This is a genomic window from Fulvivirga ligni (assembly GCF_021389935.1).
Lineage (GTDB): Bacteria > Bacteroidota > Bacteroidia > Cytophagales > Cyclobacteriaceae > Fulvivirga > Fulvivirga ligni.
Genome location: NZ_CP089979.1, coordinates 1,854,720 through 1,876,230, shown reverse-complemented (window position 1 = coordinate 1,876,230; position 21,511 = coordinate 1,854,720). Strand labels below are relative to the sequence as shown.

The 21,511-nt window shown below is 39.6% G+C and carries 21 protein-coding genes; 2 read left to right on the top strand and 19 right to left on the bottom strand.

All coding sequences use genetic code 11. The features are described from left to right. The 11 genes from murC to mraZ form a co-directional block, all read right to left on the bottom strand. Nucleotides 1-1,392, bottom strand: coding sequence for a UDP-N-acetylmuramate--L-alanine ligase (gene murC, locus LVD16_RS08385; RefSeq protein WP_233773480.1), 1,392 nt, complete (start codon nucleotides 1,390-1,392; stop codon nucleotides 1-3). Further along, a complete protein-coding gene (gene murG / locus LVD16_RS08380; RefSeq protein ID WP_233773479.1) occupies nucleotides 1,389-2,498 on the bottom strand; it encodes an undecaprenyldiphospho-muramoylpentapeptide beta-N-acetylglucosaminyltransferase in 1,110 nt (369 codons plus the stop codon). The genes murC and murG overlap by 4 nt, the downstream gene beginning before the upstream one ends. Then, nucleotides 2,498-3,655, bottom strand: coding sequence for an FtsW/RodA/SpoVE family cell cycle protein (locus LVD16_RS08375; RefSeq protein ID WP_233773478.1), 1,158 nt, complete (start codon nucleotides 3,653-3,655; stop codon nucleotides 2,498-2,500). Before LVD16_RS08375 ends, murG begins: the two co-directional genes overlap by 1 nt. Continuing rightward, nucleotides 3,652-5,010 carry a UDP-N-acetylmuramoyl-L-alanine--D-glutamate ligase gene (gene murD, locus LVD16_RS08370; RefSeq protein WP_233773477.1) on the bottom strand — a complete coding sequence of 453 codons (1,359 nt, stop codon included), beginning with the start codon at nucleotides 5,008-5,010 and terminating at the stop codon, nucleotides 3,652-3,654. The genes LVD16_RS08375 and murD overlap by 4 nt, the downstream gene beginning before the upstream one ends. Next, nucleotides 5,004-5,147, bottom strand: a complete 144-nt coding sequence (locus LVD16_RS08365; protein ID WP_233773476.1) for a hypothetical protein — start codon at nucleotides 5,145-5,147, stop codon at nucleotides 5,004-5,006. Before LVD16_RS08365 ends, murD begins: the two co-directional genes overlap by 7 nt. Nucleotides 5,148-5,212: 65 nt before the next feature. Then, nucleotides 5,213-6,421 (bottom strand): phospho-N-acetylmuramoyl-pentapeptide-transferase, encoded by a 1,209-nt coding sequence (gene mraY, locus LVD16_RS08360; RefSeq protein ID WP_233773475.1) that lies wholly within the window; start codon nucleotides 6,419-6,421, stop codon nucleotides 5,213-5,215. Nucleotides 6,422-6,426: 5 nt separating this feature from the next. Further along, nucleotides 6,427-7,890, bottom strand: a complete 1,464-nt coding sequence (locus tag LVD16_RS08355; RefSeq protein WP_233773474.1) for a UDP-N-acetylmuramoyl-L-alanyl-D-glutamate--2,6-diaminopimelate ligase — start codon at nucleotides 7,888-7,890, stop codon at nucleotides 6,427-6,429. Then, nucleotides 7,890-9,983 (bottom strand): PASTA domain-containing penicillin-binding protein, encoded by a 2,094-nt coding sequence (locus LVD16_RS08350; protein WP_233773473.1) that lies wholly within the window; start codon nucleotides 9,981-9,983, stop codon nucleotides 7,890-7,892. The genes LVD16_RS08355 and LVD16_RS08350 overlap by 1 nt, the downstream gene beginning before the upstream one ends. Further along, complete coding sequence (locus tag LVD16_RS08345) at nucleotides 9,980-10,348, bottom strand: FtsL-like putative cell division protein (RefSeq protein WP_233773472.1); 369 nt, start codon at nucleotides 10,346-10,348, stop codon at nucleotides 9,980-9,982. The genes LVD16_RS08350 and LVD16_RS08345 overlap by 4 nt, the downstream gene beginning before the upstream one ends. A gap of 1 nt (nucleotide 10,349) precedes the next feature. Then, on the bottom strand, nucleotides 10,350-11,252 hold the full coding sequence (gene rsmH, locus LVD16_RS08340; RefSeq protein WP_233773471.1) for a 16S rRNA (cytosine(1402)-N(4))-methyltransferase RsmH: 903 nt from the start codon (nucleotides 11,250-11,252) through the stop codon (nucleotides 10,350-10,352). Nucleotides 11,253-11,344: 92 nt separating this feature from the next. Then, entirely contained in the window at nucleotides 11,345-11,788 is a 444-nt protein-coding gene (mraZ, locus tag LVD16_RS08335; RefSeq protein WP_233773470.1) for a division/cell wall cluster transcriptional repressor MraZ, read from the bottom strand. Nucleotides 11,789-12,181: 393 nt separating this feature from the next. Here mraZ and mnmA point away from each other — a divergent pair, with 393 nt between their 5' ends. Then, a complete protein-coding gene (gene mnmA / locus LVD16_RS08330) occupies nucleotides 12,182-13,378 on the top strand; it encodes a tRNA 2-thiouridine(34) synthase MnmA (protein ID WP_233773469.1) in 1,197 nt (398 codons plus the stop codon). Nucleotides 13,379-13,433: 55 nt separating this feature from the next. Here the strand turns inward: mnmA and LVD16_RS08325 are convergent, their stop codons facing one another. The 8 genes from LVD16_RS08325 to cmk form a co-directional block, all read right to left on the bottom strand. After that, nucleotides 13,434-14,735 carry a pyridoxal phosphate-dependent aminotransferase gene (locus LVD16_RS08325; RefSeq protein ID WP_233773468.1) on the bottom strand — a complete coding sequence of 434 codons (1,302 nt, stop codon included), beginning with the start codon at nucleotides 14,733-14,735 and terminating at the stop codon, nucleotides 13,434-13,436. Between the two features lie 3 nt (nucleotides 14,736-14,738). Then, nucleotides 14,739-15,311 carry a DUF502 domain-containing protein gene (locus tag LVD16_RS08320; RefSeq protein ID WP_233773467.1) on the bottom strand — a complete coding sequence of 191 codons (573 nt, stop codon included), beginning with the start codon at nucleotides 15,309-15,311 and terminating at the stop codon, nucleotides 14,739-14,741. Between the two features lie 77 nt (nucleotides 15,312-15,388). Continuing rightward, complete coding sequence (nqrE, locus tag LVD16_RS08315; RefSeq protein WP_233773466.1) at nucleotides 15,389-16,000, bottom strand: NADH:ubiquinone reductase (Na(+)-transporting) subunit E; 612 nt, start codon at nucleotides 15,998-16,000, stop codon at nucleotides 15,389-15,391. An 11-nt stretch (nucleotides 16,001-16,011) separates the two neighbouring features. Continuing rightward, nucleotides 16,012-16,689 (bottom strand): NADH:ubiquinone reductase (Na(+)-transporting) subunit D, encoded by a 678-nt coding sequence (locus tag LVD16_RS08310; protein ID WP_233773465.1) that lies wholly within the window; start codon nucleotides 16,687-16,689, stop codon nucleotides 16,012-16,014. A gap of 38 nt (nucleotides 16,690-16,727) precedes the next feature. Then, nucleotides 16,728-17,447: an NADH:ubiquinone reductase (Na(+)-transporting) subunit C gene (nqrC, locus tag LVD16_RS08305; protein WP_233773464.1), complete on the bottom strand. Its 720-nt coding sequence runs from the start codon at nucleotides 17,445-17,447 to the stop codon at nucleotides 16,728-16,730. 28 nt (nucleotides 17,448-17,475) lie between these two features. After that, nucleotides 17,476-18,681: an NADH:ubiquinone reductase (Na(+)-transporting) subunit B gene (locus tag LVD16_RS08300; protein WP_233773463.1), complete on the bottom strand. Its 1,206-nt coding sequence runs from the start codon at nucleotides 18,679-18,681 to the stop codon at nucleotides 17,476-17,478. Nucleotides 18,682-18,700: 19 nt separating this feature from the next. Continuing rightward, a complete protein-coding gene (locus tag LVD16_RS08295) occupies nucleotides 18,701-20,065 on the bottom strand; it encodes a Na(+)-translocating NADH-quinone reductase subunit A (protein WP_233773462.1) in 1,365 nt (454 codons plus the stop codon). A 112-nt stretch (nucleotides 20,066-20,177) separates the two neighbouring features. Next, on the bottom strand, nucleotides 20,178-20,879 hold the full coding sequence (cmk, locus tag LVD16_RS08290) for a (d)CMP kinase (protein ID WP_233773461.1): 702 nt from the start codon (nucleotides 20,877-20,879) through the stop codon (nucleotides 20,178-20,180). Between the two features lie 314 nt (nucleotides 20,880-21,193). Between cmk and LVD16_RS08285 the strand changes: the two genes are divergently transcribed. Beyond that, nucleotides 21,194-21,481 carry a sll1863 family stress response protein gene (locus tag LVD16_RS08285; RefSeq protein WP_233773460.1) on the top strand — a complete coding sequence of 96 codons (288 nt, stop codon included), beginning with the start codon at nucleotides 21,194-21,196 and terminating at the stop codon, nucleotides 21,479-21,481. The last annotated feature ends 30 nt before the right edge of the window (nucleotides 21,482-21,511 follow it).

Here is a 21,511-nt window from a genome sequence, read left to right as displayed (position 1 = left end):
TTAAACATGATACCTGTTGTTTAATAATTCTTTTACCGGCTCCACCAGCTTATCAATATCTCCTGCACCTATGGTAGCCACCACTTCTAATTCCTTCTCTTTTAAGCATTCTATCAAATGCTCCTTACTACACAATTCCTTCGCTTCTGAGGTAATATCCTTGAACAAAAGTTCTGAAGTAACACCTTCAATAGGCTCTTCACGTGCCGGATAGATATCCAGCAAAATCACCTCGTCTGCCAGGCTTAAACTTTCCGCAAAACCATCAGCAAAATCTCTGGTTCGTGTAAAGAGGTGCGGCTGGAAAATGGCCGTCACTTTACGATCCGGATATAGTGCTTTCAGGGAAGTTAAAAATGCATTTATCTCCACTGGATGATGCGCGTAATCATCTACATATACAATCTGCTCGGTTCTGAGCTGATACTCGAACCTTCTTTTAACACCACTATAAGTTTCTACACCATGACGAATCTGATCATCTGAGAGACCGAGCTCCAATCCTATGGCAATGGCTGCTGTAATATTTTCAACATTATGAAATCCGGGGACGCCTAGTATCAACCTTTCAATCCTAGTCTGCTTGTCGTTATAATCAAATTGAAAAAATCCATTTTCCATGGTAACATTACTGGCCAAAAATTGCCCCCGGTTCATTCCATAGGTATTGATCTCTGCCTTAGCAGTATGATCCACCAATTCGTTTACTATCTTATCATTTATGTATAGCTTACCGCTATCTTTTATTTTGTTTATAAACTCCTTAAACGACTGCTCTAAATGAGACTTGTCGCCATAAATATCTAAATGATCAGCGTCTGCTGATGTCACTATTGCCAAATCTGGTGACAGGGTTAAAAATGACCTGTCAAACTCATCTGCTTCTACAATGGCCACCGCCTTATCTGACTCATTCGCTATGAAATTAGAGTCATAGTTGGTAGCCAAACCACCTAAGAACATGGTGATGTCTTTACCTGCTGATTTCAGCAAGTGCGCCACCATAGATGAAGTAGTGGTTTTACCATGAGTTCCGGCCACAGCTACAGTGAAGAAATGTTCACTGATCATACCCAAAATGGCCGATCTCTTTTTAATGGTATAGCCCTTATCTTTCAGATAGTTAAACTCCTGATGCGATGCCGGAATAGCTGGGGTATACACCACCAGGCTTTTTTCCATATTATCCATCACATCTGCTGGAATGTTCTCCACGTTATCATCATAATGAATAGCCATACCCTCCTGCTCCAGCACTTTTGTGAGCTTAGTAGGCGTGCGGTCATAACCACTTACCTGATAGCCGTTATGCACGAACCACCTGGCAAGCGCACTCATACCGATGCCCCCGATGCCTATGAAATACACGCTATGGTAATCAGTAAGCTTCAATTCACTATGCTCATTAGTTCGTTCACAATATCTTCTGCTGCATTAGGCTTACCCATTTTCTTGATATTAGCGCCTAATGACTTTTGTTTATCATTATCTGCCAGAAGGTTTAATGCTTCTGGAATCATATTATTTTCAGCTTCGCTGTCTTTCACCATTACCGCTGCATCTTTCACAACCAGCGCCATGGCATTTTTAGTCTGATGGTCTTCAGCCACATTAGCTGATGGTACCAGAATAACCGGTTTGCCCACCAGGCATAATTCTGAAATGGAAAGAGCACCAGCTCTGGAAACAACAAGGTCTGCCGCTGCATAAGCCAAATCCATTTCTTTAATAAACTCCATCACTCTGATGTTACTAAGGTCAAAATTGCTTGCCTTGGCAGTCATTTCAGAGTGATAGATTTTACCCGTTTGCCATACCAACTGCACGTCGGCATCAACCACCTTTTGCAATTGACCAATGACACTGTTATTTATAGTCCTGGCTCCCAGGCTTCCGCCTAAAACCAAAATCGTTTTCTTGCCAGCGGACAAATTGAAGTGCTTCAGTGCTTTCTCCTTTTTGCTGTCTACCTCCAGTATATCTCTTCTTACAGGGTTTCCTGTAATTACTATCTTTTCTTTAGGAAAGTATCTGTCCATATTTTCATAGGCCACACATACTTTCCGGGCTTTATTGCCCAATTTTTTATTTGTGATACCGGCATGTGAGTTTTGCTCTTGTACCATAGCCGGAATCTTTTTGCCTGTAGCTGCAAGCATAGTAGGTCCGCTGGCGTATCCACCAAATCCTACCACCGCATCAGGCTTAAAGCTGGACACTAAGCGCTTAGCTGCTAAAAAGCTATGAACTACTTTTAGCGGAAAAGACAGGTTATCTATTGTAAGCCTTCTTTGTAAACCACTGATCCATAGTCCTTCTATTTTATAACCTGCCTCAGGCACCTTAGTCATTTCCATACGACCTTTAGCTCCTACAAAAAGGATTTCAGCATCCTCATAACGGCGCTTGATCTCGTTGGCCACAGCTATAGCAGGGTAAATATGCCCGCCGGTGCCGCCACCACTGATCATGAATCGATATGGTCTATTCTTACTCACTATGCCCTGGCCATGTTTTTAACTAAACTTGAGCTGTCTTTCCAGCTTGTATCTGTCTCACCTCGGCTCACACTGAGGATGATGCCTAATGACAGACCGGTAAACATCAATGATGTACCACCCATACTTACCATCGGTAATGGTAAACCTGTAACAGGTCCTAATCCTACTACTACCCCCATATTCACTAATGCCTGAAGCACCAGCGAAAAGCTGAGTCCTGCGGAGAGAAGCCCTCCATAGGCCCTTTCACTGTTCACCACGGCTTTCATACCGCGTGATAGTAAAATCAGGTAGAGCACTAAAACCACTACGCCTCCTATCATTCCATACTCTTCGATAATGATGGCATACACGAAATCCGAATATGGGTGAGGAAGAATATTTCTTTGCTGGCTTTTGCCTGGTCCTTTTCCAGTAATGCCCCCCGTAGCTACTGCCAAACGAGCTTGTAATGACTGGAATGGAAGATCATCACCACTCACAAAACTTTCGATACGACTCTTGGCCGTTTCAGCTCTTACTCCAAACTTCAATGCTACTACTCCGGCTAAGCCACCTACAAAAACCAGCATAGCCAGATATTTTACAGGCACCCTACCTATGAACATGATCAACATGCAGGTAAGGAATAATAGGATAGCTGACGACAGGTTAGTAAGGGCAATAAGACCACAGATAACCCCACACCAAATCAGTATTGGAATTAATGACTCTTTAAAGTCTGCTATATTTTGTTGCCTTTTAGAAAGCATACTGGCCAAGCTGGTAATCAGGGCCAAACTCGCTAAATCTGAAGGCTGGAAAGTAGCGTGAATAATGGGCACACTGATCCATCTTGATGCATCGTTTAAGCTTACTCCATTAGTAAAAGTATAAAGCAATAAGGGCACACTTACCCACAGTGCTAACCTTGATATTCTTGAGTAATATCTATAATCTACCCTGTGCGCCAACCACATAGCTAAAATACCCACACCAATAAGCACGGTATGTTTAAGCAAGTAACTTTCAGGGTTACGCATGTGCTTAAAGGCTAGTGTACCTGTAGCACTATACACTACCAGAATACTGATAAGTGAAAGTGCAAACACTACCGCCCAGATCACAGGATCTCCCTTCAGGTTATTATCCGCCCATGCCTTGATCTTCATCATTGCTTTATCGCGTTACTTTCAAATTCTTCTTTCAACTCTAAAACGGCCTTTTTAAACTGTTCACCTCTATCTTCATAGTTCTTAAAAAGGTCGAAACTGGCACATGCAGGTGATAATAACACCACATCATGAGCATCAGCATATTTCAGTGCTGATCGCACTGCATCTTTTACGTTATCCGTTTCCAGCAAATCAATAATCTGTTCATGGAATGCATCTCTCAGCTTACTATTGTCTTTGCCCAGGCATATCAAAGCTTTTACCTTGGCATTAACACTGTCCTTGATCAGGTTATAGTCATTACCTTTATCTATTCCTCCGGCTATCCAAACCAAAGACTCATTGAAGCTTCCTAAAGCATATTTCACTGAGTCTACATTGGTAGCTTTTGAATCATTTACAAAATCTACATTATTGATGGTAGCCACATATTCCATTCTATGAGGAGCATTTTTGAATGTTTTCAATGCTTCTCTTATCCTGTCCTCAGGAAGCTCTAAAATTAAAGCCACCCTAATGGCGCACATCATGTTAATAGCGTTATGAAGTCCTCTCAATGAGGTTTCTTCCTGAGCTATTTTCACACTTTGATCGAAGTACATCATACCCTGATCAAAGTAGTTGGCTGTTTCCTCTACTAAGGAAACAGCATGTCTGGCTCCTTTATCAGCTCGTGATGAAAGACCAGCTTTGACCAACTCATTATCCTGGTAATAGACAAAGTGGCTAGCTTTGTCCATGTTTTTAATGAGTTGAAATTTGGAATCGGCATACTTAGCAAGGCTATAGTTATACCTATCCATATGGTCTGGCGTAATGTTCAAAAGCACACCTACGTATGGCTTGAACGTGACCGTTCCATCTAATTGAAAACTGCTCATTTCCACTACATAGTAATCATATTCGTCTTTGATTACCTGCTTGGCCAGGCTATGACCAACATTGCCTGCTAAGCCCACCTTTAACCCAGCCTGCTCCAGCAAGTGATAAGTCAAAAGTGTAGTAGTAGTCTTGCCATTCGTTCCCGTAATGGCAATAATCTGAGCATTGGTGTATCGAAAGGCAAATTCAATCTCATCAATGATTTCAATTTGCTTTTCGATACATTTTTGAATGATTTCAGCACTTTCAGGTATACCTGGGCTTTTGATAATAAGCTCAGAACCAAGAATCTCATCCATAGAATGAGTTTTCTCTTCAAAGACAATAGCCTCAGCCTCAAGCTCAGCCTTGTACTTATCTTTGATGGTTCCAGCATCGGACACAAATACATCATACCCTTTAGCTTTCGCCAAAAGAGCTGCACCTGTTCCGCTTTCTCCAGCGCCCAATATGGTCACCTTCTTGTTTACCATTCAATCTGTAATTGTTCCATCTCTCTGATTGATGTTATCGCCTCCAGGTACCATTGTTTCAAAACTTTAGCACCTCTCTTGAAAGCGACAGCGATCAATTCAAATACTTTTAAATAAATGTCTGCTACTGTTATCATTATCAAGAATTTAAAACTTCTCCTATTCTTATAAATTCAACATCACAACCTTTCTTCAGCACAAATTATCTCAGCTTCAATGTGGCCAAACTAAGTATGGCCAACAGGATACCTACTATCCAGAATCTGGTGACAATTTTTGCCTCATGTAAATTTTTCTTTTGATAGTGGTGATGTAGTGGAGACATTAAAAATATCCGTCTACCTTCACCGTATTTCTTCCTGGTGTACTTGAAATAAGACACCTGTAAAATCACTGATAAATTCTCTATCAAAAAGACTCCACACAACAATGGAATCATCAATTCTTTTCTTACTACAAGGGCAATTACTGCTATGATACCTCCTAATGAAAGGCTTCCTGTATCACCCATAAAAACCTGCGCCGGATATGAGTTATACCACAAAAACCCTAAACAAGCTCCTACAAAAGCGGTACAGAAAATTACCACTTCACTTAGGTTAGGAATGTGAAGGATATTGAGATAAGTACTAAAATCCACCCTGCCTGATATATAGGCAAAAATGGCTAGGGTGAGCCCTATAATGGCGGAGGTTCCTGCCGCCAGACCATCTATACCATCAGTAATGTTAGCTCCATTAGATACTGCCGTAATGATGAAGATTACAATAAGCACATAAATGGCCCATGTAAAATCATGCCCTAAAAAGGAGAATACCTCATCATAATCCAGCTCATTATTTTTGAAGAAAGGCACCGTAGTCTTAGTTGACTTTACCTCTTCATATTCTCTCACTATTTCATTGTTTTCAATGGTAGCAGTATCAGAATATTCTCTGATCACCACATCATCATTAAAATAAAGTGTGAGCCCAACAATAAGGCCTATTCCAATCTGCCCTACTATCTTAAATCGGCCTGCAAGTCCTTCTTTGTTCTTTTTAAATACTTTGATATAATCATCTAAAAAGCCAATAAGTCCTAACCAGACGGTAGCTACTATGAGAAGGATTACATAAATGTTATCCAGCTTAGAAAAAAGTAAAACCGGAACCAGTATTCCGCTGAGAATGATGATACCACCCATGGTAGGCGTACCCTTCTTCTCCATTTGCCCTTCTAAACCTAAGTCACGCACGGTCTCTCCTACCTGCTTTCTTCTCAGGAAGTTGATAAGCTTTTTACCAAAAGTGATAGTGATTAATAGAGAAATGACCGCAGCCATACCTGCCCGAAACGAAATGTACTGGAATACACTCGCCCCGATGAGGTCAAAATTCTTCTCCAGATAATCAAAAATATAGTATAACATCTATCTCAGTTAGCAAATAAGTTCAACATTCTACTCAGCACCTCTTTATCATCAAAGGGATGCTTCACTCCATTTATTTCCTGATATGTTTCATGGCCTTTACCGGCCACCAGAATAATATCATTTTCACCTGCCAGCATACATGAGGTTTTAATAGCCTCTTCTCTGTCAGCAATTACAACTGTTTTCTTATAATCTACAGGACCTACACCTTCCTGCATGTCCTTAATGATCTCCATAGGATCTTCATTTCTGGGATTATCAGAAGTAAGGATCACTTTGTCACTCAGCTTACAAGCAATAGAGGCCATTAAAGGTCTCTTTGTTTTATCTCTATTACCACCACAACCAACCACGGTGATCACCCTTTCATTTCCAGTTCGGAAGTTATTGATGGTCTCCAGCACATTTTGCAATGCATCTGGTGTGTGGGCATAATCCACTATTGCGGTTATCTTAGATGGTGATATCACTTGCTCAAATCTTCCCGGGGCACCTTCCAGCACTGATAACTGAGTTAAAACCTCATCAGCATCCTTACCCAACAGCACTGAAGTAGCATATACCGCTAGTAGGTTATAAGCATTAAAATCACCAATAAGTCTGAACCAAACATTCTTGTTATTGATGTCCATTTCAAGGCCTTGGAGGGTATTCGCTATCATTTTACCCTTGAACTCAGCTACACTTTTTAGTGCAAATGTATTTTTAGTAGCCTTCGTGTTTTGCAACATGATACGACCTCTCTTGTCATCTACATTTACCAAAGCAAAAGCAGTAGATGGCAAATCATCAAACAGCTTTTTCTTAGCAGAAATGTAAGCATCAAAGGTTTTATGGTAGTCTAAATGATCATGAGAGATATTGGTAAAAATAGCTCCCGCGAACAACTGACCAGCGATGCGCTCCTGCTGAATGGCATGAGAACTCACCTCCATAAAAGCATATTCACAGCCGCTCTCCACCATCTTAGCTAAAAGCTGATTTAAGCTCAAAGCATCAGGCGTAGTGTGTGATGAAGGAATAATTTCATCACCTATTCTATTATTTACAGTAGATAGCAAACCTGTTTTATAACCCATTTTTACATATAGGTTGAAAAGCAAGGTAGCTACTGTGGTTTTTCCATTGGTACCGGTAACACCTACCAGCTTTAGCTTGGTAGATGGCTCACCATAAAAATTAGAAGAAATGAAGCCTAAAGCTCTGGAGCTATCAGCTACCGCCACATAAGTTACAGCAGGGTTAATCTCACCAGGCATCTCTTCACATACCACTACCGTAGCACCTGAAGCAATGGCCTTTTCAATGAATTCATGCCCATCTGACTGAGTGCCTTTGATAGCCACAAACAAAGTATCCTCTTCTACCTTTCGGGAATCGAAGGCAATAGATTTCACCTCTCGCTCCATATCTCCAGAGGTAGAAACTAATGATACTTTATATAATATGTCTTTTAAAACAGGCATTAACTCAATTCTATGGTTACTGTGCTTCCTCTCAATACTTTACTTCCAGGGTACTGAGACTGCTTACTCACTCTACCCTTTCCTTTTATATTTACTCTAAGTCCGCAGCTTTCTAACAAGTAAAGTGCATCTCTTAAAGTCATTCCTTTTACGTTGGGCACAAACTTGGTGCTCACGCTGTTGTCTTTCCATAAGATAGAATCTCCCTGGGCGGCAGTAGTTACCCAATCTTCTACGCTGTTTCCTCTTAGGTTTTTAATTCCTAACTCATTACATACCAGGCTCAACTCTTCGTAATTACCTGATTTGATAACCGGAAACACATCTTCTTCAGCGATATACTCTTTAGGCATTGGCTTATGCATATCAATATCTCTGGAATAGATGTTATCCGCTATTTCTTTAAATACTGGCGCCGCCACGCTGCTACCATATTGCTTGTACCCTTGTGGGTTTTTAATAAGTACAATTGCACTATATCTAGGCTCATCTGCCGGAAAATAACCTGCAAAAGAGGTAAGGTATCGTTTGGTATATTTTCCTTTGTCCAAAATCTGGGCTGTACCCGTTTTACCAGCTATTTTATAGTAGCTGTTATTAATATTTTCTGCAGTACCTCTTTCCACCACACCTTCAAGCATTATCTTTAGCTTTTCCAGCGTCTCATCAGAGCATATTTTTTTGTTTAGCACCACTGTATTGTACTCTTCGAGCACTTTATCAGCTCTTCTAATTTTCTTAACCAGAATAGGCTTGATCAATTTTCCATCATTAGCCACGGCATTATAAAGTGCCAGCGACTGAATAGGAGTTAACTCCAAACCATAGCCATAAGCCATCCACGGCAAAGTGATACCACTCCAGCTTTTATCATTTGGCCTTTTTATCTTCGGAATACCTTCTCCTTTGATCTGAAGACCAAGCGGCTGCGATAAACCCAAGTGATCGATATAAGACAGGAACCTATCCGGATCTAACCCAAAGTGCTTATCTACTAACTTAGCCATGGCCACGTTAGATGATTTTTCAAAAGCCTGCTGCACAGTAATGGTTCCATAACCACCCTGCTCATGATCTTTTACAGTGTTTTTATAAAACTGCAGCACCCCATTTCCTGTATCAATACTATCTGACAATGAGATGTTTGTATCTTCCAATAGAGCAATCATGGTTGCTAATTTGAAAGTTGACCCTGGCTCTCTAAGTCCACCTACAGCGTAGTTATATCTTTCATGATAGTAGCCACTCTTGCTTTTGCTCAGATTTGAAATAGCCTTGATCTCTCCGGTAGCCACTTCCATTACTACCACCACGCCATAGTCAGCATTATGATGCTCAAGAGCTCTTAAAAGCGCTGTTTCTGTTACATCCTGAAGGTTGATATCAATTGTAGTCTCGATATCATAACCATTTTCAGTTTTCACATCATTGCTATCAAAAAGAGGCTTCTCACCACCACCAGCTAACTTTTGATATAATGCTTCTCCATCTTTTCCTGCCAACTGCTCGTTAAAACTGTATTCAAGACCGGCTCCTCTACTATTCTCATTTATAAAGCCAATAGTCCTTCTGCTTAGGTTATCAAAAGGATGAAATCTTCTATCAATTTTCTCGAATATTACGCCACCTTTCATTTGGCCTTGTCTGAAAATGGGCCACTGAGACATCTTCTTTTTATCCTGATATCCCACCATTTTTCGATTCAACACCAAATACTGACGATTTTTTGCGCGAGCATTTTTAAGCTTTCTCTTGTAGGTATCTTTAGACTCGTCTCTAAAAAAGTTTGAAAGCAAATAAGCCAGAGAATCTACTCCCTGGTTAAAAACTTCTTCATTAGAAATGGTAGCATCAAAAGCAAGCTTATAAAAAGGCAAAGAGGTAGCTAGCAGGCTTCCGTTATCAGAGTAGATATTACCCCTGGTAGCCTTCACTGTTTTGTACTTCACGTTTATTTGCTCTGCCATCTCAGTCCACTTCTCCCCTTCAGCAAACTGTATAAGTCCCGTTTTCACTACTATTGCAATAGCAAAAAGCGCAACTAATAGAAACGCTACTCTTACTCTTAATAATATGGACTTCTTAATATTCACTCTTCCTCTATCACTATTTTTTCAGGAGGTTGTAAACTTTCTTTTAAACCTAATTTCTTAACATTTGCTGCCACCTCAGACTGCTTGCTGGCCTTCATATAATCCGCTTTCAGCGTGGTATAATCAGCCCTTAGATCTTCCACTTCGGTTTTTAGGCGGTCAATCTTTCTTACATTTTTTTCAGCATAATGGCTGTTTCCTATATAGAAAATGCCAATAGCCGTTACAAACAACACGTGAGGTAAGAACTTCACTGGTAGCCCATGTTGAAAAGCGGTGTCTATACGGACCCACTTTTCCAACCTGGAAAAAATGCTACCTTTTCCAGCCTCTCCTTGTTTTAATCTATAGCTATTAGATGCCATATTAAATTTTCTTTCCTATTCTCAACTTGGCGCTACGCGCTCTATTATTCCTCTCTATTTCTTCTGCCCCAGCCACTATTGGCTTTCGGTTTACAGGTTCTAGTGGCCTTATTACGTTACCGTAAAAATCTTTCTCCACCTCACCTGTCATCTTTCCTTTTGCAATGAAGTTTTTCACTATTCTATCTTCCAAAGAATGATAAGACATAATGACTAACCTCCCATCTATATCAAGCATCTCAGCACTTTGCTCTAAAGCTTCTTCCAGCGCTTTCAACTCTTCGTTCACTTCTATTCTTATGGCTTGAAAAACCTGAGCGTAATACCTGTTTTCCTTACCTCTTTTAGTGTACTTACTTAAAACTTCTTTAAGCTCGTTCACCGTATTTATCTCAGCATTGGTGCGCCTGGCCACTATAGCAGCGGCTAACGTTTTTGCATTTTTCACCTCACCGTACATTCCTAATATGCGATGCAGCTCTGCCTGGCTATAAGTATTCAAAACATCCTTAGCGCTCTTGGTGGCTGATTGATCCATTCGCATATCCAATTCCGCCTCGAAACGAGTTGAAAAGCCACGCTCAGCAGCGTCTATCTGATGTGAAGAAATACCTAAATCACCCAAAATACCATCCACGGTCTTTACGCCGTGCATTTTGAGGTATCTTCTGAGATGCCTGAAGTTTCCTTCAATAAATGTAAAAGAACTTGTATCTATATTTTCTGCGTTGAGTTTAGCATCCTGATCCTGATCAAAGCTGTATAAGTGTCCGCCGTCAAGCTTTTTCAAAATCTCTTTAGAGTGCCCCCCACCGCCAAAAGTCAAATCCACATAAACCCCGTTGGGCTTAATGTTTAGTGCCTCAATACACTCTGTCAGCATTACCGGATCATGATAACTCATCCAATTTTCCAGTTATTACCTTAAGCAACTAAGCTTCAGGCATTTGTTAATAATTTTTATTTACAGCCAAAAGCTTTCGCTACCAGCCAATTTTAATCATCTAAATATTTCTGAGCCAACTTAGAGAACTCACCAGGATCACTGATAAGATGCTCTTCGTATTTTTCAGGATCCCATATTTCCACTTTATTACCCATACCTACCACCACTGCATCTTTCTGCAGGCCGGCATAACCCATCATTAGTTTAGGTATGAGAAATCTCCCAGAATTATCAAGCTCAACAACAGAACTACCCCTGAAGAAATTACGCTGCAACTTCCTGTACTCCTCATTAAATTCATTCAATCCAGCGATTTTAGAGTAGATTTTTTTGAATTCTACCATGGGGTAAAGAATCAAGCACGGTTCAAAACCTCGTCGCACAACGAGCTCATTACCAGAGGATTCTGGTAAATTTGCTTTGATTTTTGCTGGTAAAACTAGCCTACCTTTAGCATCAATCTTGCACTCATATTCACTTGTGAAAAATGCCATTGCGGACGGTATACTTGGATTCTAATAAACAAAGCTAGAAAATAATTTGACATATCCCACCACTTTCTTCCACTTTCCTCCACTTTTTCACATTTTCTTACATCAAAATTAAAATTTGGGTAATAAGGCCTGGGAAAAGCTCATTTTAATGCAGATCAAAAACTATTGATTAAGGCCTGGGAATGATATTTTCTGCAAATATGCCAGAATTTTCATCGAATGCGAATCATTTAAGCACACTGTGGGAGGAAGTGGGAGGAAAAGTGGGCATTTGGGGGTGGTGGGTGGAAGTGGGGGAAAATATCCAAAATCAAATTAATAGGATAGCTTTGAAACCTTTATCTAGATAATCAGTGTATTAATAAAGTGGCTAAAAAGACCTAATTTTGCATTATGAAAAGAGTAGTTGTAGGTATGTCAGGCGGGGTAGATAGCAGTGTAGCTGCTTATCTGCTAAAGGAGCAAGGATATGAGGTAATAGGCATGTTCATGAAAAACTGGCATGACGACAGTGTTACCATTAGCAACGAATGCCCTTGGCTGGAGGATAGCAATGATGCTATGATAGTAGCTCAGAAACTGGGCATTCCCTTTCAGGCTATTGACTTAAGTGAGCAGTATAAAGAGCGCATAGTAGACTATATGTTTGACGAGTACCAAAAAGGACGTACTCCCAACCCTGATGTGCTTTGTAATAGAGAAATTAAATTTGATATCTTCTTAAAGGCAGCCAAAAAGCTTAATGCTGATTTTATAGCAACAGGTCATTACTGCCGAAGAGGAGAAACAGAAGTGGATGGCAAACCCACATATCAGCTTTTGGCCGGTAAGGATAAGAATAAGGATCAAAGCTATTTCTTATGTCAGCTTACACAGGAGCAATTATCTCAGGCCCTCTTCCCTATTGGCGAACTGGAAAAACCAGAAGTAAGACGTATAGCTAAAGAACAAGATTTAGTCACTGCCGATAAAAAGGACAGTCAAGGCTTGTGTTTTATAGGTAAAGTGCGTCTACCTGAGTTTTTACAGCAGAAGTTAGAACCTAAAAAAGGTGTAGTCATTGAAGTGGGTGCAGATGCTTCCAATTACGTCAACCATCCATCGCAGGTGGAGCTGAATGGTGCTGAAAAGGAAACATTACAAAAGCTAACCACTGGTTTTAGCTACGAGCAGGCTGATGGCCGCGTGGTTGGAGAACACAGTGGTGCTCACTATTTTACCATTGGTCAAAGAAAAGGATTGAATATTGGAGGAACTCCTAAGCCTTTATTCATTATAGAGACTGATACAGAAGAAAATGTGATCTATACAGGTCAGGGTGAAGATCATCCTGGCTTATATAGAAAAGGATTGAGAATAGCTCCTGAAGATGTACATTGGGTTCGCCCAGACATGGTACTTCAGCCTGGTGAAGATAAAGAGTATATGGTGAGGATCAGGTACAGACAAGACCTGGAAAAAGCCCATCTGTATATGCATGATGATGGCTTATACATAATCTTTGACTCCCCTCAGAAAGCCGTGGCTGCAGGGCAGTTTGCAGTATGGTATAGCGGTGAAGAATTAGTTGGATCAGGAGTAATCAGCTGATCAAAAGAATGAAAAGAGGCTGTCTCAAATATGATTTTGGTACAGCCTCTTTTATTTATGAATTAAGATACTCTACAATCGCTTCTTTCAAAGTCTGGAAGGTGTTAACCAAAATTTCCTGATTCTCCTCTAGTAGAGTTACTCTGAAGCCTAACAAATCAGACTGGAATGAAGATATTGGCACCACACAAATACCCTTCGTAGCCAATAGATAATAAGTAAACCTTCTGTCAAAATCCATTTCAGGATAAATCCACTCATCTAACAGTTTCTGAATTCCCGGATTATCAGTGGTTAGCTGCTGAGTACTATTCAAAAGTGACTTATCAAATAAGATAGTGTTGTAGAAAGCTCCTTTGGTTTCTATATACCTTATCCCTTTTACGTCTTGCAGAATACTGGTAATCAGCTTATTCCTGGTATATATCTGATGGTTTCTTTCAATGATATATTCCTGATATTTCGGATGTGAGAATACTCTCGGGATAGCTCTTTGCGGTAAGGTAGTGGAGCAGACCTCAAGAGTCTTAGCATCTTCTAATGACTTACAGAACTGATCAAACTCCTTATCCTTGTCTCTATTATAAAATTCCATCCATCCACACCTACTTCCAGGCCATGGCAGTTCTTTGGATATTCCCTTCATGGATATTCCAGGTCTATCACCAAGCATCTTAGCCAAAGGCAAGGTGTGCATCTCGGGCTGAGTAATGGCCATGTAAATCTCATCGCTGATAAGAAGCAGATCAAATTCATCGGCAATTTTCACGATTTTCTCAAGATATTCTACCGGATAAATCATACCAGTTGGATTATCCGGGTTAATAATGAGAATGCCTACTATGTTAGGGTTGTACTTTACTTTATTATACAACTCCTCCAGATTAGGATACCATGAATTATCAGGATCTAATGGATAGGTTAGCGCATTGCTATTAGCATGAGCCGCTTCCGCACTAGAGTGGGTACTATAAGCCGGTGATGGGCCAATAACCCTTGAAGTAGGCGGCAAATATTGATACAGCTTGGAAATAGCATCCCCAAGTCCGTTAAAAAACAGAATGTCGTCAGCAGAAATCTGCACGCCATTTAGCCTGTTATTTCTTTCCGCTAAAAATTCTCTTGTTTCTAAAACACCTTTTGAATGACAGTAGCCATAGCTCTTATCATCTCTGACCAGCTCAGAAACAATTTCCTTAATCCAGTCTGGTATTTCAGCATTCTTCTGAATGGGATCTCCGATGTTCTCCCACGTAATTGGCACTCCACACTCCGCTACCTTCTCTGCCTTTTGAACGATTTGCCTAATTTCATATTCAAGCTTGTTCGCTCCTTCTGAAAGCAACTTTCTTCTCATGGTTTAAGCTTCTTTTTCTTCGAGACCAGATACCCCACCTGAAACTACAAATTTCATAGCGTCGGCCCCGTCCATGTGTAATGGTTTAATATGATTTTTATCTACTAAAAAATGGTTTCCTGAAAAGTTATAAGAGTGTGGCAGGTATACTGATACAAAACCTGGCAAATCAATCTCCTCAAGATCTGCTCTTGTAATGAAACCTACCTTCAGCACCGTACCTGAGTCATTAAAAGCTACTGTTACAGGCACATTAAACTTCTTCTGATCTCCTACAAAAGCACCAATAAGGTCCTTAATAGAAGTATATAAAATATTCACTAAAGGTATTTTAACCAGATACTTCTCCAACTGATCAAAAAATGGCCTCGTTATAAAGAAAGAAGCCAAATACCCCAGAAAAGTGATATTTACCACAATAATCACAATACCCAGCCCAGGAATATTCACTGGTATTAAATTATCTAACCAATCAAGTATTTCATAGATAATGTAAATGGTCAATGCCAAAGGCACCACAAACAATAGACCTCTAAAGAAATAAGAAAGAAACCTGTTAAATGTGAATCTGCTCATGTATTGTAATTAGTTGCGTACAAAAAAAGGGTTTCTGCTGCCAGAAACCCTTTAAATATATTTATTTTTTGTTTCTATTATATAGCAATACCAATGAAAGATTTAAAGGCTAATCCCATCAAACCAGTGATTAACATGGTGATACCTAAACCTTTAAGTCCATCAGGAACATTAGAATACTTTAACTTCTCACGGATAGCTGAAAGAGCAACGATGGCCAACATCCAACCAATACCTGAACCGAAACCGAAAACTGTAGCTTCAGATAAAGTATAATCTCTTTGTACCATGAAAAGAGAAGAACCTAAGATAGCACAGTTTACAGCTATAAGCGGTAAGAAGATACCTAATGATCCGTATAATGAAGGAGAGAACTTTTCAATGATCATCTCTACCAACTGTACAATACCAGCGATAATAGCGATGAACATAATGAACTGAAGAAACTCTAAGCTTACACCACCGAAATCAGCACTGATCCAGGCTAGCGCACCTTCCTTCAAAATATACTCTTGTAACAGCCAGTTAACAGGAACTGTTATAGTAAGTACGAAAATAACTGCCGCACCTAAACCTACTGCCGTAGAAACTTTCTTTGATACAGCGAGAAATGAACACATACCTAAGAAGTATGCGAAAATCATGTTCTCAATAAATATGGATTTTATTCCTATGCTTAATAATTCCATCCTTAATTTTTTTAATGTTCTACGTAACCAGTTCTAGATCTCTGTACCCAAATAAGTATTCCTAACACCATAAATGCTCCGATAGAATCTACCATAAGACCATTTGTAGGGAAGTTGTCAATATGCATCGCTTCAAATACTTTGAAGTCAAATATAGAACCTGATCCAAACAGCTCTCTAAAGAAAGCAACTGTAAGGATGATCCATGCGTAACCGAACCCACTTCCAAGTCCGTCTAAAACTGAATCATAAGGTTTATTTCCCATGGCGAAAGCTTCCAGACGTCCCATTACAATACAGTTTGTAATGATAAGACCTACGAAAGCTCCAAGTACTTTGTACATATCGTAGCTATAAGCTTTAAGTACCTCACTTACTAGTGTTACTAGTGTAGCGATAACTGCCAGCTGCACGATGATTCTAATACGGTTAGGAATCAAATTTCTCATAAGAGAAATAAGAAGGTTTGAAGCTGCAATAACGAAAGTTACAGCGATAGCCATAATTAATGTTGGCTGAATTTTTACTGTAACAGCTAAAGCAGAACATATACCCAATACCTGTACAGTAACCGGGTTATCTTCATTTAAAGGATCAGTTACTAATCTCTTTCTTCTCTTAGAAAGCAATCCCTCAGCGGGTTTGATTGCAACTTCTTCCTTTTGTTGTTCTAAAGTTTCAGTGCTCATAATAATATAAACTCTTGATGTCAAAAATATGACTGACCTTAGCGGCTAGCCGTTTCACCTGCGTTAAGCTTTTCAAAATAGGCGCTATAGTAAGAAAGGTAGTTCTTTAACATGGCTGTAACACCTTTTCCTGTTAAAGTAGCACCAGACATACCATCTACCTGATGGTTACTGATGTCAGCATTTCCTTCTCCTTTTAACATAGTAACAGAAACAAGTTCTCCACCTTCGTTAAAAATAGTTTTACCTACATATCTACCCTGAATTTCTGGAGTAGCAATTCTAGCACCTAAACCTGGAGTTTCCTGCTTATGATCAAATGACACACCAGCGATAGTGTTCAGATCACTTTTCATAGCCACGAATCCCCAAATCTTATCCCAAAGACCAGCTCCATATAAAGGTAATATGTAAGCATCTACGCCTTGAGCTGCCGCATCTGCCTTGTATTTGAATACAGGGTAAAGTCTATCTTCCGGCTTCTTTTTGTAGTTCTTCAGAATATCTACATTCTCAGCCTTTATAGCGGCACCTTTTTCATCTGTAGTTACTTCATTACCACTATAATCTACTACTAAAGAAGTAATTCTTTCTTGATACATTTTCAAAATAGCATCTGGCTCCATGGTCTCAAGTTTAGTTCTGTCCATTACAGAGGATAAAATTTGAGTTTTGGTATCCAACTCTATAGATTTCTTTTGAGCTGGAGCTAAGCCTTGAGAAGCTAGTGACAGTAAGCCACCCACCACAACGGTCATGACTACTGTGAATATTATAATATAAGCGTTAGACTGTCGCACGTTGTAACCTCCTTTTCTTATTAGCAATTACTATATAGTGATCAATTAGAGGGGCAAAAACGTTCATCAATAGAATAGCTAGCATTATTCCCTCAGGGTAAGCTGGGTTAAATACCCTTATTACTACGGTTAACATACCTATTAAAAGACCGTAGATCCATTTTCCAGTTTCAGTTTGAGCTGCTGTTACAGGATCAGTAGCCATATATACAGCTCCGAATGCAAGACCACCTATTACTAAGTGATAGTGAGCAGGCATAGCCATATATTCGTTTACAGCTAATAGGTTTAATAACCATCCCATGCCATAAGCACCAGCAAAAACACTTACTATTACTTTCCAAGAACCTACACCAGTGATGATAAGGATAATAGCTCCGATCAAACACATTAAAGTAGAAGTCTCTCCAATACAACCCGGCATAAAACCGAAGAACATATTACTAAAGCTGTAAAGTCCGTCAGCCCAACCTTCGCCGTAACTAGCTAATGACGTTACTACTTTTTCTCCAGTTTCTACTGTAGTAGCTCCAAGCGCTAAAGGAGTAGCACCTGTGAAACCATCTAAAGCTTGATTATCAGCTCCTATGTATGTCCAAACATTACCAGAAATCTGGCTTGGATAAGCGAAATATAAGAACGCTCTGGCAGTTAAAGCCACGTTAAGCACGTTCATTCCAGTACCTCCGAAAGCTTCTTTTGCAATGATTACTGCAAAAATTGTAGCTAAAGCCACTTGCCATAAAGGAATATCTGGAGGCATAACCAAAGGTATAAGCATACCTGTTACCAGGAAGCCTTCGTTAATTGGGTGCTGTCTTATTACAGAAAAAGCAAATTCAACACCTAATCCCACTGCGTAAGAAACTACTACTACAGGCAATACCTGAATAGCTCCCACTATAATCATGTCTAGAAGACCAGCATCGGGCTGACCTATGGCTAAAAAATGCTGATAACCAACATTATAGATACCGAATAGAAGACAAGGAATCATAGCTATGATTACTGTCATCATCATACGTTTCATATCTATTGCATCTCTAATCTGAGCACCTTTTGGCTTGGTGGTATGATTAGGAGCAAAAAGTAGGGTATCATGCGCTTCATATATATAGTAAAACTTCTCCCATTTTCCGCCTTTCTCGAAATGGGGTTTTACTTTATCTAGTGCATCTCTTAAAAACTTCATCCTATGAATCTATATTCTGTTAACTATATTGAATCAAATTAATTCCTTCACGAAGAATCTCCTGGATCTCATGTTTAGAAACATCCACGAATTCACAAAGAGCTAAATCCTCTTCGATAACCTCGTAAATACCTAAAGCTTCCATCTCATCAAAATCTTCAGCTAAAATAGCTTTCAATAAATAAGTAGGAAGAATATCCATTGGCATTACCTTCTCAAATACTCCTGTTTGAACAAAAGCTCTTGGCTCACCCTTGGTATTTGTATCGATAACATACTCTTTCTTAGGATTAAGGAAAGAAAGTAGACCGAATGCTCTTTGGAAACTTAACTTCTTAGTGGTAGGTAAAATCCAACCTAACATTTCATATTGGTCTCCTTCTGGAAGTACAGTCAATAAATTATCAAAGTGACCTAAGTGGCCATTGATAGCGATCTTTTCTCCTGTAAGAGCGTTTCCAGCCACGTATCTCACGTGATCATTAGTAAGGTTTCCTTCTACAAACTTTTTGATACTGGCTCCAGTATAAGTTTTGTAGTATTGAGGCTTGCTCACTTCAGAACCAGCTACTGCTATTACTCTTGAAGCATCGTGCTTACCTTCCAGGAATAACTTACCTATTTGGATAACACCGAAAGGAGTTACTGTCCATGCCACGTCCCCTTTACTAATAGGATCTAAGTGGTGGATCTGAACACCTACGTTACCAGCAGGGTGTGGACCTGAGAATTTATTGATTTGTGCATTCTTTACTTGAGAGAATACCGGAGAAACCTCAGCATCTGCATCAATGTTTACGTGCACTGTACCAGTGGTAAGTTTCTTTAGCACATCTATACCAGCCTGAAATGCAACTTCCTGACCTTTGAATAATACATCAAAGTCAGGTGCAAGAGGATGGGTGTCAAATGCAGAAATGAAAATTGCCTTAGGCGCTTCTGCAGGGTCAGCAATAACTCCGTATGGTCTTTGGATAATGTTAGGCCATACACCACCAGCAAGCATTTGCTCTATGGCAGCTTCTTTAGTTAAAGTGCTTAACTCTGAAGTTGAATATTTTTGGAAGCTTTCAAATTCGATCTCTTTATCGGCCAAGATTACGATCTCAAGAATTTTTCTCTTCTCTCCTCGTCTGATCTCAACTACCTCACCGCTCACAGGAGCTGCATGAAGCACTTTATCGTTCGTCTTGTCAAAAAGTATAGGAGTTCCTGCTTTTACAACATCACCTTCCTTAACTTTTAATTTTGGCCTTAAAATACCGTGAAAACTCGTGGGCTTGTACGCAAAAGTTTCGGGTTGTCCTACTTCCGCGATCTTCTTCTCAGCTTTGCCCGCCAGGTTGATATCAAACCCCTTTTTTAGCTTGATGAATTTAGACATGCTATACTTTAAGATTGAAATCTCATCTTTTAAAATCGAGGCAAAATTAACAATTTTTCCTACAATTAAAATTAATGTAATAATTTAAAACAAATAAAAATTAGCGTCGTTTCTAGGCGCTAATTGTTTCTTTCTTTTCTTCCAAAATCTTACCCAGAGCTAATCTCACAATATGGTCAACTTGCTCTTCTAAGGTTAAGAAAGAACTATCTAATTCAATAGCATCTTTGGCCTGCCTTAAAGGGCTTACCTCACGAGTACTATCTATCTTATCTCTTTTCTCTAAATTCTGAATGATATCACTAAGATCTACCAGCTGGCCTTTTTCCATGAGCTCTTTTTGTCTGCGACCTGCTCTTACATATACATCAGCAAACATAAATACTTTGAGTTCCGCCTCTGGAAATACCACAGTGCCAATATCTCTCCCATCCATCACTATGCCGCTCTTCTTACCTAGCTTACGCTGCTGAGCCACCATAGCCTCTCTCACAGCTGCAAGGCTGCTCACATGGCTCACTTTTTCAGAAATATACATCTTCCTGATTTCGTCTTCCACGTTTAAGCCATTGAGAAACGTTTCAGTTTCTTTTTCAGCGTTGTTATGAAAAGTAATATCAATATTATTAAGGGCTTTTTCTACCTCTTTATCATTGGTAAGGCTAACGTGATGCTCGTGAAAGTAAAGCGTTACCGCTCTGTACATGGCTCCTGTATCTATATAGGTATAATTCAGCTCTGCAGCTACTGCCTTGGCAGTACTACTCTTTCCACACGCTGAATATCCATCAATAGCCAGTATAATTTTCTTCATGTTAGCAGTCTTTCATAGGGCAGGGAATTGGCTTCCCTTTCTTTAATTTACCATTTCTCTTTTTGCCGGAGGCACATCCTACCGTTAACAAAAAAGAAAGGCCAATTAATACACTATATTTAAAAAATAACTTCATCGTTAGTGTCACAAATATAAAGCATAAAAGCTTAGTTCTGTAATCAATTATAAGCTTATTCGTAAGATCATGGAAACAGCCTATAATTCATCTGATTTCTAATGTAATATCTAAAGGTTATTCAACTATAAATTGTTTTTCACGTTGTTATTATAATCATGTTTAAAACTCAAAAACTATGAAAACAGAACAACAAGGACGGGCCGAGAAGATGTTTCAGGACATTGGGAAAGGCATAGATGGCCTAATAGAAGATCTTCACAAAGCCAAAGAAAGAGCTAAGGTAGAATATGCTGACGAAATTAATGAACTGAAGAGAAGCGGAGATAAGCTTAATGAGGAGATCAATAACTTCAGAAATAACAATAAGGACAAGTTTGATGATGTGGAGAAGAGCTTGCAAAAAGCCGCTCATGAACTAAGAAATGCGTTTGAAACTATGTTCAAAAAAAAGAAGGAGGACTAAGCCCTCCTTCTTTTATAGCTAATTGACTTT